The sequence below is a fragment of the Gammaproteobacteria bacterium genome (assembly GCA_035279405.1).
In the GTDB taxonomy this organism is placed as follows: domain Bacteria; phylum Pseudomonadota; class Gammaproteobacteria; order Natronospirales; family REEB76; genus REEB76.
This window is the reverse complement of sequence record DATEHU010000059.1, coordinates 21,780-37,404: the sequence shown is the minus strand read 5'-3', so window position 1 is coordinate 37,404 and position 15,625 is coordinate 21,780. Positions and strand designations below refer to the sequence as shown.

Sequence of the window (15,625 nt, the reverse complement as noted above, 5' to 3'; positions counted from 1 at the left end):
TCAGCCTGGATTGGAGTTTGATGGCGCCGGCGCGGAGCTGCTGTGGCCGCATACCGGCACGGTGTAGTCAGTGACCGCACGATCAAATCGCTTCGACGGATCGGGTAGCTTGCCTTCAGCTGCTTCGGCCAAGGTACGCTTGTCAAAGTCAGCCTCGCCGCTCGATTTGATGAGGTGTACGTTGGAAATGGTCCCATTCTTGTATTCATACCCGACTACAGCGCAGGGCGGTTTGGACGGCGAACTAGATTCGCCGACAGGTACATAGCGGATCCGCGTCTCGGTGTAGGCACAAGCGCTGAAGCCGCTGGCGAAGCAGTAAGGAACCGTGAAACTGAAGGTCTTGTCCTTGAGCCAGTCCGGGGGTTTGGGGAGAGTTGCAGTCTGCAATTCCCGGAGCACGGCCTGATCCAATCCAATGTTGCCGCTGGACTTCTGGATTTTCGGATTCAGAATTTCTCCGTCCCTGTATTCAAAATACGCTATTAGCAAGCCACCGGATCCATTGCGTTCCGCCAGAATTGGATATCGAATGTGCGCGGCGAGGGCCTGACGTAAGGCTAGGCGTAAGCTGGCGACGTATGGCGACATGGTAATTGTCATTTGGAAGGCGTGTGGTGTATCCGCGTTCAATCCTGCGGCCTGCGGTGGTTTGATTTTGGGTATCTGCTCGGTAATGGCCTCGTCCAATACCGACGAGCCGGTGGATTGCACAACGTGGGGTTCGAGTAAATTGCCTTTGTAGTAGATGAACGTGACGATGGCCGTGCCGGAAGGGAAATCCTGCGCAGCTGCGGAATGTGGATATTTCACGTTGTGCTTCACGGCGGCGGCCAGCGAATTGACCCAGTCCGGGTTTTGCCAATAGGGGACTGCAGGCGCGATGGCACAGCCGGCCAAAAGACCTGCAATCGATAGCATCGTCAGGATTCTTGCTCGCATAGTCCCCCTCCGATGTTCTACATGCGACCGAACAATCCTAGTCCTCGAAGATGTAGGCGTCCATACAGAGTGTGCGGTCGAAGCTGTGGTGCAGACGCCGCACTTTGGGTCCACCGGCGCCGAGGGCCGCGAACAGCGGCAGGAAATGTTCTTCGGTCGGATGGCAGTGTGCCGCCTGCGGGGCGCGTTGACGGTAATTTAACAATGCTTCGTGGTCGCCGCGCGTCAGCGTATCGTGCAGCCAGTCCGCAAAATCTTCGTAAGGCTTGTGGTCGTCGCTGGCATGAAAATACTCGCGCAGATTGTGGGTAGCGCCGCCACTGGCGAGAATCAGCACGCCCTGTTCTCGCAGGGGTTTGAGCGCTTCGCCGATTTTCAGATGATGCGCCGGGCCGAGCGGGGTTTGCAGTGAGAGTTGCAATACGGGAATGTCATGCTTGGGATACATGAGCAGCAGCGGTACCCAGGCGCCGTGATCCAACCCGCGCACCAAATCCACACCCGCCGGCGGGCCGAGCTGGCGCGCCACGTCCTTGGCGAGCGCGTGATTGCCCGGCGCCGGATATCGCAACTCATAGAGGGGCTCGGGAAAGCCGTAAAAATCGTGGATAGTGTCGAGGTGCACAGCTCCATTAACGCGGGGAGCCGCGGTCTCCCAATGCGCCGAAATCACCAGGATGGCCTCGGGGCGCGGCAGCGTGCCGCCAAGATTACGCAGGAAACCGTGCGCGGGCTGGCTCTCATCCACCGCCAGCATGGGCGAGCCGTGGGAAATGAACAGGGTGGGCAGTGCGGGCATGGACATACTGTGGGACTTGGCGGCGACGGGTTCAAGTCCGCAGGATTTGGAATTTGGGTACTATGAAGGGGGGATTTATCTGTCACCCCGCGGAGGCAGGGGTCCAGGTCTTGAATCACTGAATTCCTGCTGTCGCGGGAATGACAATAACAAGCCGCACGCTTTCGCAGTTCGCCGGTTATTTGACAGGGGTACCCGTGATTCACATTCTGTTGACAGTACTGGACCTGGGCGGCACGTTCGTGTTTGCCATCAGCGGTGCGGCGGCCGCGGTCAAGCACCGGCTGGATATTTTCGGCGTCATGGTGTTGGCGTTCGCCGCGGGCAACGCCGGCGGCATCACCCGCGATCTCCTGATCGGCGCCGTGCCACCGGCAGCCATTGCCAACTGGAGTTACCTCGGCGTATCCATCCTCGCCGGTTTTGTAGTGTATTTCTGGTATCCGCTGATTGCGCGCCTGAATAACCCGGTGTTGTGGTTCGATGCCGTGGGTCTGGCGTTTTTCGCGGTCGCCGGTACGGAGAAAGCCCTGATGTTTCAGCTCAATCCGGTGATGGCGGCGCTGCTTGGCATGCTGACTGGTATCGGCGGCGGCATGCTGCGTGATGTGTTGGTCAATGAAATTCCCGCCGTGCTGCGCGCCGATCTCTATGCGCTCGCGGCGCTGGCCGGTGCCGTCGTGGTGGTAGCGGGCCATCTGCTGGGCCTGCATCCGCTAGGGCCAGCGGTGATCGGCGGACTCCTGTGTTTCGCGCTGCGCTTCATGGCGATTCGCTACGGCTGGCATCTGCCCTCGGCACGTCATCCGGCCCTGAAGGCACCGCGCGGTCCGGGAGATGATAACGGCCGCTGAAACCGGCACGCGCGTACACCGCTATTCCATTGGCATATAAGTTCGCGGTTGCGGTCTGCCGGATTTTCTGGTCGCCGTGTGCAAGCTAATCGCTAACATTCGCGGTGGCCGGTACGTTTTCACGCCCGGGCAGCGGCGCACGCGCGGGAGCGGTGCTGTCGGCTGCCGCTCCCGGGCCACCCGGGGGCTTGGAATAAATCGGCCGCTTCATCAGAAATACCAGCGGCAGGGCAATGACGGAAAGCACGCTCATGAGCAGAAAATCGTTGTTGAAACTGATCATGGCGGCCTGCTGATTGATGATGTCGTTGAGGGCGGCAAGGCTGTGCGCACTGCCGAGATTCATCTGGGCCGGGAGCGCCTGCAGCGCCTGACTGTAGGGGGTAATGTGGCCGCCGATGACCGCATGGTTGACCTGAATGTAACGGGCCAGAAGAGTGAATCCGATGGAAATCCCCAAGCTGCCGCCGATGTTGCGGATCAGGTTGTAAACCCCGGTGCCCTCGGTGCGCTGCTGAGGCGGCAACGTGGAGAACATCACGGTGGTGAGCGGCACGAACACCTGGCCCATGCCGACGCCCTGCAAGAAGCCTGTCCACACGAGCGGCCAGATCCCGATCTGGGTGTCGAATCCGCTCATGAAATACGTGCCCAGCGCCATGATGACGATGCCGGCGGCCATATTGAAGCGCGGATCGATTTTGGTTGACATGCGGCCGACGACCATCATGGAAATCATGGTGCCGATGCCGCGGGGTGCGAGGATCAAGCCGGTGAGAATCACGGGGTAAGCCAGCACCTCCTGCATGAGCTGCGGCAGCAGCGACAGCGTGGAAAACAGCGTCACGAACACGATGAAACCGATTATGTTGCCGACTACGTAGTTGCGGTCACGGAACAGGGTCAGGTCAATGTAGGGGTGGTCCCTCTTGTAGCTGTGGGTGAAGAACAGCCACGTGCCGATGACCACCAGTCCGAACTCGATGAGGATTTCCGCGGAGGTGAACCAGTCTTTCTGTTCACCGCGGTCGAGCATCATCTGCAGCGCACCGATGGCGACGCTCAGGAACAGGAAGCCCCAGCCATCGAATTTGCGCGCAAGATTGATGGCGGTCTTCTTCACATAGGTGAGCGTGAGCAGGATGGCCAGCGCGCCGATCGGGATGTTGATGAAGAACACCCAGCGCCAGGAATAATCCTCGGTGAGGTAGGCGCCGAGCACCGGCCCGATGATCGGGCCGAGCATCAGGCCGATGCCGAATATCGCCATGGCCATGCCGTGTTTTTCGCGCGGCCAGGTGTCCAGCATGATGGCCTGCGAAATCGGCACCATGGCGGCGCCGAACAGGCCCTGGATCACGCGCAACACCACGATTTCGGCGAGCGAGGTGGCCGTGCCGCACAGAAACGAGGCACACAAGAATCCGATCATGCTCACCAGAAACACGCGGCGGCGGCCGAAGCGGCCGGCGAGCCAGCCGGTGGGCGGCGTCATGATGGCCGCGCCGATGATGTAGGACGTGAGCACCCAGGAAATCTGGTCCTGATCCGCGGACAGCGAGCCCTGCATCTCCGGCAGCGACACGTTGACGATGGTGGTGTCCAGCACCTGCAGCAGGGTGCCGAGCATCACCGCGAGGGTGATCATGCCGGTATGGGTCTTGTTGGCGGCGGCGCGGAATATCACGTGAACCCGCTCAGTCGGCCACTACCGGGTGATGCGGCGCCCCGCCCGGCACTGGTTTGGGCGGACGCATCAGCAGCACCAGCGGAATGGCGGCGAGGCTCACGATCATCATCAGCATGAAGTCGTTGTTGAAACCGATCATGGCGGCCTGGCGCGTGACCACGCCGTTAAGCATGGCCAGGTCACGGGTGTTGTGCAGGCTCATGCTGGCGCTCAGCGGCGAGAGCTGCAGAGCCTGACTGTAGGGCGTGATGTGGGTAGCAAGCACCTGATGGCTGATCTGGGTGCTGCGCGACAGCAGCGTAAAGGCGATGGAAATGCCGAAACTCCCGCCGATGTTGCGGATCAGGTTGAACACACCAGTGCCCTCGGTGCGCTGCGCGGCCGGCAGCGTGGCAAACGCCGCGGTGAACATCGGCACCATCACCAGGCCGATGCCGATGCCCTGCACGAAACTGGTCCAGGTGATGAACCAGGTATCCACCTGGGTGTTGAAGTGGTACATCTCGTAAAGCGAGAACGCCAGGATCACCAGACCCGTGAGCATGACCACACGCGGGCTGAATTTGTTCGAGAACTTGCCCACCAGCACGAATGAAATCATGGTACCGACGCCGCGCGGCATGAGCACCAATCCGGCGATGATGACCGGATAGTCCAGCAGGTTCTGCACGAACGGGGGAATAAGCGCCATGATGGCGTACATGCACAGGAACAGCAGGAATCCCAGCACGTTGTTGAGCACGAAATTCCGGTCCTTGAACAGGCTCAAGTCTATGTAGGAGTTCTTTTTTCTGTAGGTGTACACGAAGAACAACCACAGGCCAATGAGTACCAACGCCAGCTCAATGAGGGTACTGGCTGCATTGAACCAATCCTGGCGCTCGCCGCGGTCCAGCATCAGTTGCAGCGCGCCGATGGCGACGCTCATGAACAGGAAACCCCACGCATCAAAAGTGCGGATTTTGTTGATCGCGGTTTCTCGCACGTAGGCGAGTGTCATAAGTACCGCCACGATGCCGACGGGAATGTTGATGAAGAACACCCAGCGCCAGGAATAGTATTCAGTGAGATACGCGCCCAGCACCGGGCCGATGACCGGTCCCAGCACCACACCCACGCCGAAAATCGCCATGGCCTGGGTGTGTTTTTCGCGCGGCCAGGTGTCGAGCAGGATGGCCTGCGAGATCGGCACCATGGCGGCGCCGAACAGGCCTTGGAGGGTACGCAGCAGCACCATTTCCGTGAGCGTGGTCGCGGTGCCGCACAGAAACGACGCCGCCATGAATCCGAGCATGCTAATCAGATAAACGCGCTTCCGGCCAAAGCGGCCGGCGAGCCAGCCGGTGGGCGGCGTCATGATGGCCGAACCCACTATATAGGAGGTCAGCACCCAGGCAATCTGGTCTTGAGTGGCGTTCAGGCTGCCCTGCATGTTGGGCAGCGCCACGTTGGCGATGGTGGTGTCGAGCACCTGCATGAAGGTGCCGAGCATCACCGCGAGCGTGATCATCGCGGTGTGCGGCTTGCCGCTTGCGGAGCCGGGCAGACTGAGATTCATGACTTCAGGTCTTGGCGGGGGAAGCGCGCCCAAGCACGAAGCGCTCCACGGCCTCGGCGAAACCGTCGTGGTTGTTGTCCGCGGTGATGCGCCGCGCGGCACGCTTCACCTGCGGGTCGGCGTTGCCCATCGCGATGGAAAGTCCCGAATGCGCGAACATCAGTACGTCATTGGGCATGTCGCCAATGGTGGCAATTTCGTCAACGGAAAGCTGGTAGCGGGCTGCAAGGTACTTTGCCACCGCGCCCTTGTTGGCGTCGGGATGGGTCACGTCGAGGTAATAGGGCTGGGACGCGGACGCGGCCACATGATCGCCGAAGCGGTCGTGCGCGTCAGCGGCCGCGCGTGCCACCGCGTCATGATCATCGCTGACGCCGACGATTTTCAACACGTCGTCGGTCAGCCGGTCAATGTCGTGCATGACCTTGGGCTGGAATTGCACGGTCGCGGCTTCACGCGCCACGTGTGGCCCGTCTGCGTTGCGCACGAACCAATCGGTGCCCTGGTATATCCAGATGTCGAGCTTGAATCCACTCATGAGTTCGACGATGGGCCGGACCAGATGTTCGGGGACTACGCGCCGTTCAATCACCGTCATGTCGGGCGCCACGAGGGCGCCACCGTTGAACGCCGCGATGGGCATGTCCAGTTGCAGGGGCTTGATGAGCATCGCCATGCCACGCGGCGGCCGTCCGCTGGTGACGCTGAAGAGGATCCCGGCCTTGCGCAGCGCGCGCACCGCGGCGATGGCGCGCGGAGTCAGAGCCTTCGTGCTCGTGACCAGCGTACCGTCGACATCGGCAAGCATCAGGCGGATTGCAGTGGGGCTCATTGGGTGCCCGCGCAGGTGCGGCGCGCGCTCACTAATTGCGTGCCATCCCGGCTTTGGGCGCGCCACCGAACAGGCTGTAGTGCGTGTCAATGGTGACTTCCGCGCTCATACCGGCGCGCAGGTCCGGACCGTCCGCACGAGTATCGATCAGAATGCGCACCGGGATGCGCTGTACCACTTTCACCCAGTTGCCGGTGGCATTCTGCGGTGGCAGCACCGAAAACACCGAGCCGGTGCCCGGTGAGATGCTCACCACCGTGCCTTGCCATTCGTGGTGCGGGTAAGTGTCCACGCTGATGTCCGCGCGGTCGCCGACCTTCACGTGAGTCAACTGCGTTTCTTTGAAGTTGGCATCCACCCAGCGGTCGCCGCTCATGACCAGCGCGAACACCGGGCGCCCCGCGGTGACCACGTCGCCGGGCTTGACGCTGACCTGTGTGACCACGCCCGCGGCGGCCGCCTTGATGGTGGTATAGGAAAGTTCCAGCGCGGCCTTATCGCGCGTTGCGAGTGCCTGCTGGTAAGCAGGCTGTTGCGTGATCGGCTGGCTTGCATTGCCGCCGAGGTTGGCTTCGATCTGGGCAATCTGTGCCTTGACCGCCACGGCTTTCTGTTCCGCCATCGTCAGATTGGTCTTGATATCATCCAGTTGCGCGGCAGGCACCACATCTCTTTTGGCGAGGTTGGTCTTGCGCTGCACCTCGCGCTGCAGGAATGCGACGTTGGCTTGCGCACCCTGCAGTTCGGCTTGCGCGGCGCGCAGCGCCTGGGTCTGGGCGCGGATCTGATCGCCCACGGTTTTCAGTTTTGCATTGTCGCCGTCCAGCGCCAGCTTGAACGGCGCCGGGTCTATCTCGATCAGCACTTGGCCGGGGATGACGGCCTCGTTCTGGACCACGGGCACCGTTATCACGCGCCCCGAAACCTGTGGCGTGACGCTGACCTGGTTGGCGTACACATAGGCGTTGTCCGTGCTTACGTAACGTGAGGTGTGTGCCCAGTACCAGAGGCCGAGAAGAATAATGATCACCGGCAGCGCCACCATGAGCAGCAGGCGGCGCAGGCGCGAATTGCCCAAAAGATTCTTGAAATTGACCATGTGTTTTGACTTCCCGGGTGGAGGCTGGCAGAATGGACTGGACGGTCTAGTCTAATTACTTGAGAATTTCATGTCAAACCTGAGCTGTCAGAGAGGGCCGACCCGCGCTTTGCTGAGATGGAATGCCGCCGCCGTGCTATTGGCCAGCATGATACTCATGCCATCCGCATTGGCCGGCACGTTGCGCCAGGCGTTTGCCCAGGCTTACGCCAGCAATGCTTCCATCCGGGCCGGCGAGGCCGAGCTGCGTGCCGCGGGATTCGGCGTGGAGTCGGCCCAGGCCGGGTACAAGCCACAGATCAATTTCGAGGCGGGTGTCGGCACCGCCCATACCGATTTGGCATCGCCGTTTTTCCCGATCAGCACCTACCCGCAGAACACCCGCACCGCCGGACTGGTTATCACGCAACCGCTTTACACCGGCGGGCAGACTTCAGCGCAGGTAAACGCCGCGAGCGCAGCGCAGTCCGCGCAGCAGGCGAAACTGAGCGCCACCGAAGAGCAGGTCTTCATGCAGGTCGTGCAGTCCTACAGCGGCGTGCTGCGCGATCAGGCGGTCGTCAAGCTTGATCAGAACAATCTCGTGGTCCTCAACCAGCAACTGCAGGCCGCACAGGCGGAATTCCAGAATGGCGAGGTCACGCACACCGATGTCGCGCAGGCCGAGGCGCGTGTGGCAGGCGCGCAGGCCGCGCTCATCCAGGCGCGGGGTTCGCTGACCGAATCGCGCGCCGCGTATCTGCGCGTGGTGGGCATCGAACCACAGGGACTCGAGCAGCCGCCGTTGCCGGTACCACTCCCCGAAAGCGAGACCCAAGCGGTGCAACTTTCCGCGCAGAACTTTTCCGTGCTGGCGGCGCGCTTTGCCCAGAACGCCGCCGACCAGCAGGTACAGGCGGCGGCTGGCCAACAGCGCCCGCAAATCGCGCTCACTGGCCAGTTGCTCGAAGCCCGCGATCCGCAAATCGGTTTCAGCCGCATAGACACCCGCTCCATCATGCTCACGCTGTCGGTACCCATTTATTCCGGCGGCGCACTGAGCGCACAAAAGCACGCCGCCGAACAACGCGCCCAAGCCAGCCGGGACGATCTCGTTGACGCACAGCGTCAGGCGCAGCTTGAGGCGATCAATGCCTGGCAGGCGTACCAGACCGCCAACGCCCGGCTGACCGCGATCCAAAGCCAGGTGCAAGCCGAGGAGATCGCTGCGCGTGGCGTGCGCGATGAGCAGGCCGTAGGCGAGCGCACCACCATTGATGTGCTGAATGCCGATCAGGAGTTGCTGAATGCGCGCGTGGATCAGATTCGTGCGCAACGCGACCAGCTGGTGGCCGCCTATGCCCTGCAGGCGGCGACCGGCAAGCTGACCGCCAATGCCTTGAATCTGCAGGAGCTGAACAATGGCCAGCCGCGCGGCTGACCGGGAGTGATGGGCATGACTGCGGCAGCCGATAACCCCGGCAAACGGGAAACGATTCTGGAAGCTGCGAGAAAGCTGTTTCTGGAGGTGGGCTTTGGCGCGGCCAGCATGGATGCCATCGCCGACGCGGCCAAAGTATCCAAGCAGACGGTGTACAACCATTTCGGCTCCAAGGAGGAGCTGTTTGCCGCCATGGTGCGCGAGACCTGCGACACCATGACCCTGGCCTTCGCTGAAGCGGCAAAAGACGGGAACCCGGAGAAAACCCTGCGCTCCATTGCACGGCGGTTCATGGATATGGTGTTTGACGAGGACAAGCTCGCGTTGCATCGCATACTCATGGCGGAAGTGTCGCGTTTTCCGGAGCTGGGCCGCAGCTTCTATCAATCCGGCCCGGCGGTCATCCGCCAGTTCCTCGCCGACTATTTCAGGGAACAAAACCGGCGTGGCACGCTCAAGGTGGACAATCCCCAGGTCACGGCCGAACAGTTCATCAGCATGGTCACCAGTTGCCGTCTGCGTTCCGAACTCGGGGTAGAACCGATACCCAATGCGGAAACCCGCGAGCAATACATCAGCAATGCCGTATCCCTGATCATGCGTGCCTGCGCGCCCTGAATCGGCGATGGCGCGTGGGTGCGCGATTTTTCCGGACACTAGCCAAAAAATGAAAAACCGGTTCCTGTGTGCGGTTTGCGGCGTACGTGTCGCGCGTGCGGCACGCAGAATGCTGGGTGCCGTGCTGGTGCTGGCGTTGACGGGATGTGCGGTTGGTCCGACCTACAGGTCACCGCCGCCGCCTGCGACCAAGGCTTACACCGCCACGCCGGTTGCCACCACGCTTGCGCCGGCTGCGGCGGCATCCGGTGCGGTGGCGGGTGGCCAGCACCTCGAATACGGCGGCGCGGTCGATGCGGAGTGGTGGAAAGATTTTGGCTCATCCGATCTCGATCAGCTCGTGGCGCAGGCGCTCCGGCACAACCCTGATCTGGCCGCTGCGCAGGCAACGCTGGAACAAGCTCGATACAACCTCAAGGCCGCCCAGGGCGTGTTCTATCCACAAGTGTCGCTGGGCTTGGCCGGCGAGCGCACCCGGACATCAGGCGCCGCCAGCGGCGGCGCCGCCGGCTCCCAGCTGTACAACCTTTATACCGGTCAGGTGTCCGTCAGCTATTACCCGGATGTATTCGGGCTGAACCGCTTGGTGACGCGCGGTGAGCAGGCGCAGGTGGATGTGGCCCGCGATCAACTCGCGGCGGCGCGTCTGACCATCGAAGGCAACGTGGTGAATACCGCGCTGGATCTGGCGGCGCTCAATGAAGAAGTCGCGGCCACCGAACAGACCATCAGCGATCAACGCCAGATTCTGGATCTCGCACGCACCCAGTACCGCCTGGGCGCGGCGTCGCAGTTCGATGTGCTTACCCAGGATAGCCAGCTCGCCGCGAGCGAAGCGCGCCTGTCGCAGCTTGAACAGGCGCGCGACGCGGCGCGGCACCTGCTCGCGACGTATCTCGGAGAATTCCCGTCGGAGTCCGGCGACTTGCATGCGCTGGCGCTGGGCGATCTGCACCTGCCAGCGACCTTGCCGGTGAGCCTGCCTTCGACGCTGGTGCGCGAGCGGCCCGATATTCGCGCCGCGGAGGCACAACTGCGTGCCGCCAATGCCCAAGTGGGCGAAGCCGTCGCGCGCACGTATCCGAACCTGGAACTCACCGGAAATTTCGGCGACCAGAGCAACAACGGCGGCCAGCTCTTCGATCCCGCAAGCCGCATCTGGAACTTGGCTGCAAGTCTGGTGTTGCCGTTGTTTGAAGGTGGCGCGCTGCAGGCGAAGGAACATGCGGCCGAGGCCGCGTATCGGGCGGTATTCGCCAATTACCAGAGCACCGTATTGGGCGCCTTTCGCAATGTTGCCGACGTGCTGCGCGCCCTGCAGCATGACTCCGCCGCGCTCGATGCCGAAGGGCGCGCCCTGCAGTCCGCGCAACAGGCATTTGCGCTGGTGCGTATCCAGTATCAGAGCGGCGCGGTCGATTACTTGAGCCTGCTCACCAGCGAAATGCAGTACCAGAATGCACGCATTGCCTATGTGCAGGCGCAAGCGCAGCGCTTTGCCGACACCGCGGCACTGTATCTGGTGCTGGGCGGCGGCGCATGGGCATCTTCCAGTGATGAACGGGTCTGTGGAGAACAGCAATGCGCAAGCAACTGATCATCGTGATTGTGGCGTTGATTGTCCTGTTCGGCGGCCTGTTCGGCGGCAAGTTCTATGCCAAGCATCGCGCCGCTGCGGCCGCGCTGCACCGCAGTTTTCCGCCGATTGCGGTGTCCACAGCTGTGGCACATACGCAGCCCTGGAGTCCCGAAGTCAACGTCGTGGGCAGCCTGGAGGCGGTGGCGGGCACCGAAATCACCGCCCAGATTGCCGGCAACGTGACTGAGATTGCATTCCGGTCCGGCGCGCATGTGCGCAAAGGTCAATTGCTGGTGCGCCTGGATGATTCCAGTCAGCGCGCGCAACTGCACGCGGATCAGGCCAGGCTGACACTCGCCCAAAACACGCTGGCGCGTACCCGCAAACTTTACGCCGCGCACGCCGCCAGCCAATCGGATCTGCAAACCGCCGAAGCCGCTGCCGCGGCCGCACAGGCGGTGGTGGAGGGCGATCAGGCCACGCTCAGCAAATTGCACATCAGCGCGCCGTTTGCCGGCGTGGCCGGCATTCGCGCCGTGAGCCTCGGCCAATATGTATCACCGGGTACAGCCATCGTGGATGTGCAGAGCTACGCTCCGCTGCTGCTGGATTTCTCGCTGCCGCAAAGCTCGGTGAGTGAAATCGCCTCCGGTCAGAAGGTCGTCTTCGCGGTCAATGCCTATCCGGGCAAATCCTTCGAGGGGCGGGTGACCGCCATCGGTTCGCAGGTGGATCCCGTCACGCGCAACATCACCCTGCAGGCCACGCTCGCGAATGCGCATGATTTGTTGCGCCCCGGAATGTACGGCAGCGTGCAGTTGGCGGTCGGTCATGAACTGCACGGCGTGGTGGTGCCCGATACCGCCGTCAGCTACAACACTTTCGGTGATTACGTGTACGTGGTCGAACCGAAGAACGGTCAATCGGTTGTGCAGCAACGCGTGGTGCAGGTCGAGGACCAGCGCGGGGGTTTGGCGCTCATTGCTTCGGGCCTGAAAGCCGGCGAGGTCGTGGTCACCGCCGGTCAGGAAAAGCTGCGCGATGGTGCGGCTATCGCCGTCAACAACAGTGTGCAACCCTGAGCTGCCGCACACGTGAAATTCACTGACATCTTCATCCGCCGACCGGTGCTGGCAAGCGCCGTGAGCCTGGTGATCCTGCTGCTTGGCCTGCGCGCCTGGCTGGGGATGACAGTGCGCGAATATCCCACCGTGGTCACCACGGTGGTGACCGTGACCACCGCTTATCCCGGCGCAAGTCCCGATACTGTCAAGGCGTTTATAACTTCGCCGCTGCAGCAAGTCATTGCCAGCGCTCCCGGCATTGATTACATGGCCGGCAGCAGTGCCCAAGGCCTGTCCACGATTTCGGTGTACATGCGCCTGAACTACGATCCCAACGCCGCCATTTCCCAGATCATGTCCAAGGTGGACCAGGTCAAGAACCAGTTGCCGGCCGCCAGCCAACAGCCGGTCATCAATGAGACCGTGGGCGGCACCACGGCGCTCATGTACCTGGCATTTTCCGGCAAGACCCTGAGCCAGCAGCAGATCAATGACTATGTGCTGCGCGTGGCGCAACCCGCGATTCAGGGTGTCAGCGGCGTGAGCCAAGCACAGATTGTGCCGGCCGGCATCGGCCCGAGCGGCAACGCGTTTGCCCTGCGCGCCTGGCTCAAGCCCGTGGCCATGGCGGCGCGCGGCATCACCGCGGCGGATGTGTCTGCTGCCTTGCAGGCCAACAATTTCATCTCCGCGGTCGGTAGCACGCGCAACCTGCAGAAGCAGGTGACCATCACCGCCACGACTTCGCTCGACAATCTGGCGCAGTTCCAGAACCTGGTGGTCAAGAACGTCGGCAACACCGTCATTCGTCTCAAAGACGTTGCCGACGTGACACTCGGCGCCGAAAACTACAACTCCGCGGTGTTCGCCGACGGCGTCCCGGCCGTATTCATCGGGGTGCAACCCGCGCCCGACGCCAACGATCTCGACGTGTCCGCCGGCGTCCACAAGGTATTCAAGGAGCTGCAAAGCTCGCTGCCGCCGGGAATGCACGCCGCCGTCGTGGTGGATGGCAGCACCTATATCACGGCATCCATCCATGAAGTACTCATCACGATTCTTATCACCCTGGTCGTGGTGGTGATCGTGATTTTCCTGTTTTTGGGTTCGTTGCGCTCACTGCTGTTACCGGCAGTCGCGATCCCGCTCTCGATTGTGGGCGCCGGCATCATCATGCTGGCGCTGGGTTTCACCATCAATCTGCTGACGCTGCTGGCAATCGTGTTGGCCATCGGCCTGGTGGTGGACGACGCCATCATCGTGGTGGAAAACATCCACCGGCACATTGACGGGGGCATCCCTCCGATGGAAGCGGCACTGCGTGGTGCGCGGGAACTCGCGAGCCCCATCATCGTCATGGCCACCACGCTGGTGGCGGTATTCATCCCCATCGGTTTCATGGGCGGCCTGACCGGCAGTCTGTTCACCGAGTTCGCCTTTACGCTGGTGGCGACCGTGGTGATCTCGATGATCGTGGCGCTGACCTTGACGCCGATGCTGAGTTCCAGGGTGCTGCGGCATACGCCATCCAAGGGCCTGAGCCATTGGCTGGAACAAGGCTTTCTGCGTCTGCGCGAGGTCTATGACCGGTCGCTGCACGCGGTGCTGAATTTCCGCCCGCTGGTCTTGCTGGTAGCGGCCTGTGTGCTGGTGAGCATTCCGCTGATGTTCGTGTTGACCCAGAGCGAACTGGCGCCGACCGAGGATCAAGGTTTGATACTGGTACAGGGTACGGGGCCGGCCACCGCGACCCTGGGCTATCTGGACAAATACGCCATACAAATCCGCAAGATTCTGAAAAGTTTCCCGGAAACTGCGCATGTCTTCCAGATCAACGGGATTTCGTTTGGGGGCGGTGGCAATAACACGGTGATCGCCGGCAGCAACATGAAGGACTGGAGCCAGCGCTCGCGCACCCAGATGCAGGTCATGCCGCTGGTGCAGCAGAAACTGAATCAGATCACAGGTCTCCAGGCGGTGGCGTTCGCCAAGCCCACGCTACCGGGTTCGGCCGGCGGGCTGCCCATCCAATTCGTGTTGACCTCCACAGCCGACTACGCGCAGATCAATGCCGCCGCCGGCAGGCTCATCGGAGCCGCCATGAAGAGCGGCCAGTTTGCGTTTCTGACCACCGACCTGCGCTTTGACAACCCGCAGATCGTGCTGGACGTGAATCGCAATGTCGCCGCCAATCTCGGCATCAGCATGAGCGATATTGGTAACGACCTGAGTCCGCTGCTGAGCGAGAACTATATCGGCCTGTTCGACATGTCCGGCCACAGCTACGAGATCATTCCGCAGGTGGCGGACACCGCGCGTGCCAATGCCGATGCGCTCCGGGCCTATTACATCCGCACCGCCGCTGGTCAACTGGTGCCGCTTTCTACTGTGGTGAGTATCAAGCATACGGTACAGCCGGAATTTCTGCCGCAGTTCCAGCAGCTCAATTCCGCCACCCTCCAGGGGACCATGGCGCCGGGCGTAACCCTCGGTCAGGCACTGGATACCCTGCGCAACCTCACCACCACGTTGCTGCCCAAGAGCTTCAGTTTTGATTACGCCAGCCAGTCGCGCCAGTTCATCCAGCAGGGCAATACCGTGATCTTCACTTTCGGGCTTTCAATCCTGCTGGTATTCCTGCTGCTCGCGGGCCAATTCGAAAGCTTCCGTGATCCGGTGATCGTGCTGATTGCCGTGCCCATGTCGGTGTTCGGTGCGCTGGCATTCCTGTTCGCGGGCGCGGCCACGCTCAACATCTACACCGAAGTCGGTCTGGTAACGCTGATTGGCCTGATCACCAAGCAGAGCATCCTGATTGTGCAATTTGCCAACGTGATTCAGGAAGATGAAGGTCTGGACCGGCGCGCGGCGGTGGAGAAAGCCTCGAGCATCCGCTTGCGGCCGATCCTCATGACCACCGGCGCCATGGTGTTCGGCGTAGTGCCGCTGCTCGCGGCCACCGGCCCCGGTGCCGTGAGCCGTTTCGACATGGGCTTGGTAATTGCCACTGGCCTCACCATCGGCGCGCTGTTTTCGCTGTACGTGGTGCCGGTGATTTACACTTACGTGGCCACGGCAAAACCGAAGAAAGCGCTGGTCTCCGGTGCGACTGCACATCGTTCGGGAGCCGACCAGGGCGCGGAGTTGTCCGGGTAGCTCGCAAAGGTAAA

The 15,625-nt window shown here is 61.8% G+C and carries 12 protein-coding genes; 6 read left to right on the top strand and 6 right to left on the bottom strand.

The window, feature by feature from the left end; all coding sequences use genetic code 11:
- Entirely contained in the window at positions 1-942 is a 942-nt protein-coding gene (locus tag VJR90_11490) for a TonB C-terminal domain-containing protein (protein ID HKV98094.1), read from the bottom strand.
- A gap of 37 nt (positions 943-979) precedes the next feature.
- Positions 980-1,741, bottom strand: a complete 762-nt coding sequence (locus tag VJR90_11485; protein ID HKV98093.1) for a class III extradiol ring-cleavage dioxygenase — start codon at positions 1,739-1,741, stop codon at positions 980-982.
- A 197-nt stretch (positions 1,742-1,938) separates the two neighbouring features.
- Between VJR90_11485 and VJR90_11480 the strand changes: the two genes are divergently transcribed.
- Positions 1,939-2,595 carry a trimeric intracellular cation channel family protein gene (locus tag VJR90_11480; GenBank protein HKV98092.1) on the top strand — a complete coding sequence of 219 codons (657 nt, stop codon included), beginning with the start codon at positions 1,939-1,941 and terminating at the stop codon, positions 2,593-2,595.
- An 85-nt stretch (positions 2,596-2,680) separates the two neighbouring features.
- Here the strand turns inward: VJR90_11480 and VJR90_11475 are convergent, their stop codons facing one another.
- From VJR90_11475 to VJR90_11460, 4 genes are read right to left on the bottom strand one after another with little or no spacing between them, the layout of a single operon-like run.
- Entirely contained in the window at positions 2,681-4,282 is a 1,602-nt protein-coding gene (locus VJR90_11475; GenBank protein ID HKV98091.1) for a DHA2 family efflux MFS transporter permease subunit, read from the bottom strand.
- A 10-nt stretch (positions 4,283-4,292) separates the two neighbouring features.
- Positions 4,293-5,843 carry a DHA2 family efflux MFS transporter permease subunit gene (locus VJR90_11470; protein ID HKV98090.1) on the bottom strand — a complete coding sequence of 517 codons (1,551 nt, stop codon included), beginning with the start codon at positions 5,841-5,843 and terminating at the stop codon, positions 4,293-4,295.
- A 4-nt stretch (positions 5,844-5,847) separates the two neighbouring features.
- Positions 5,848-6,675 (bottom strand): Cof-type HAD-IIB family hydrolase, encoded by an 828-nt coding sequence (locus VJR90_11465; protein ID HKV98089.1) that lies wholly within the window; start codon positions 6,673-6,675, stop codon positions 5,848-5,850.
- 31 nt (positions 6,676-6,706) lie between these two features.
- Positions 6,707-7,774: an HlyD family secretion protein gene (locus VJR90_11460; GenBank protein ID HKV98088.1), complete on the bottom strand. Its 1,068-nt coding sequence runs from the start codon at positions 7,772-7,774 to the stop codon at positions 6,707-6,709.
- 157 nt (positions 7,775-7,931) lie between these two features.
- Between VJR90_11460 and VJR90_11455 the strand changes: the two genes are divergently transcribed.
- The 5 genes from VJR90_11455 to VJR90_11435 are packed head-to-tail and all read left to right on the top strand — an operon-like array spanning position 7,932 to position 15,611.
- A complete protein-coding gene (locus tag VJR90_11455; GenBank protein ID HKV98087.1) occupies positions 7,932-9,194 on the top strand; it encodes a TolC family outer membrane protein in 1,263 nt (420 codons plus the stop codon).
- Positions 9,195-9,209: 15 nt separating this feature from the next.
- Complete coding sequence (locus tag VJR90_11450; GenBank protein ID HKV98086.1) at positions 9,210-9,812, top strand: TetR/AcrR family transcriptional regulator; 603 nt, start codon at positions 9,210-9,212, stop codon at positions 9,810-9,812.
- 49 nt (positions 9,813-9,861) lie between these two features.
- A complete protein-coding gene (locus tag VJR90_11445) occupies positions 9,862-11,409 on the top strand; it encodes an efflux transporter outer membrane subunit (GenBank protein ID HKV98085.1) in 1,548 nt (515 codons plus the stop codon).
- The gene (locus VJR90_11440; protein ID HKV98084.1) at positions 11,394-12,473 is read left to right on the top strand and encodes an efflux RND transporter periplasmic adaptor subunit; all 1,080 of its coding nucleotides are present in this window, start codon (positions 11,394-11,396) and stop codon (positions 12,471-12,473) included. Before VJR90_11445 ends, VJR90_11440 begins: the two co-directional genes overlap by 16 nt.
- A gap of 12 nt (positions 12,474-12,485) precedes the next feature.
- Positions 12,486-15,611, top strand: coding sequence for an efflux RND transporter permease subunit (locus tag VJR90_11435; GenBank protein ID HKV98083.1), 3,126 nt, complete (start codon positions 12,486-12,488; stop codon positions 15,609-15,611).
- The last annotated feature ends 14 nt before the right edge of the window (positions 15,612-15,625 follow it).

What these genes read in the sequence shown, in the direction of transcription:
- VJR90_11490 (HKV98094.1), bottom strand. Translation starts at nt 942, where the DNA reads ATGCGAGCAAGAATCCTGACGATGCTATCGATTGCAGGTCTTTTGGCC.
- VJR90_11485 (HKV98093.1), bottom strand. Translation starts at nt 1,741, where the DNA reads ATGCCCGCACTGCCCACCCTGTTCATTTCCCACGGCTCGCCCATGCTG.
- VJR90_11470 (HKV98090.1), bottom strand. Translation starts at nt 5,843, where the DNA reads ATGAATCTCAGTCTGCCCGGCTCCGCAAGCGGCAAGCCGCACACCGCG.
- VJR90_11465 (HKV98089.1), bottom strand. Translation starts at nt 6,675, where the DNA reads ATGAGCCCCACTGCAATCCGCCTGATGCTTGCCGATGTCGACGGTACG.
- VJR90_11460 (HKV98088.1), bottom strand. Translation starts at nt 7,774, where the DNA reads ATGGTCAATTTCAAGAATCTTTTGGGCAATTCGCGCCTGCGCCGCCTG.
- VJR90_11455 (HKV98087.1), top strand. Translation starts at nt 7,932, where the DNA reads ATGCCATCCGCATTGGCCGGCACGTTGCGCCAGGCGTTTGCCCAGGCT.
- VJR90_11450 (HKV98086.1), top strand. Translation starts at nt 9,210, where the DNA reads ATGACTGCGGCAGCCGATAACCCCGGCAAACGGGAAACGATTCTGGAA.
- VJR90_11445 (HKV98085.1), top strand. Translation starts at nt 9,862, where the DNA reads ATGAAAAACCGGTTCCTGTGTGCGGTTTGCGGCGTACGTGTCGCGCGT.
- VJR90_11440 (HKV98084.1), top strand. Translation starts at nt 11,394, where the DNA reads ATGCGCAAGCAACTGATCATCGTGATTGTGGCGTTGATTGTCCTGTTC.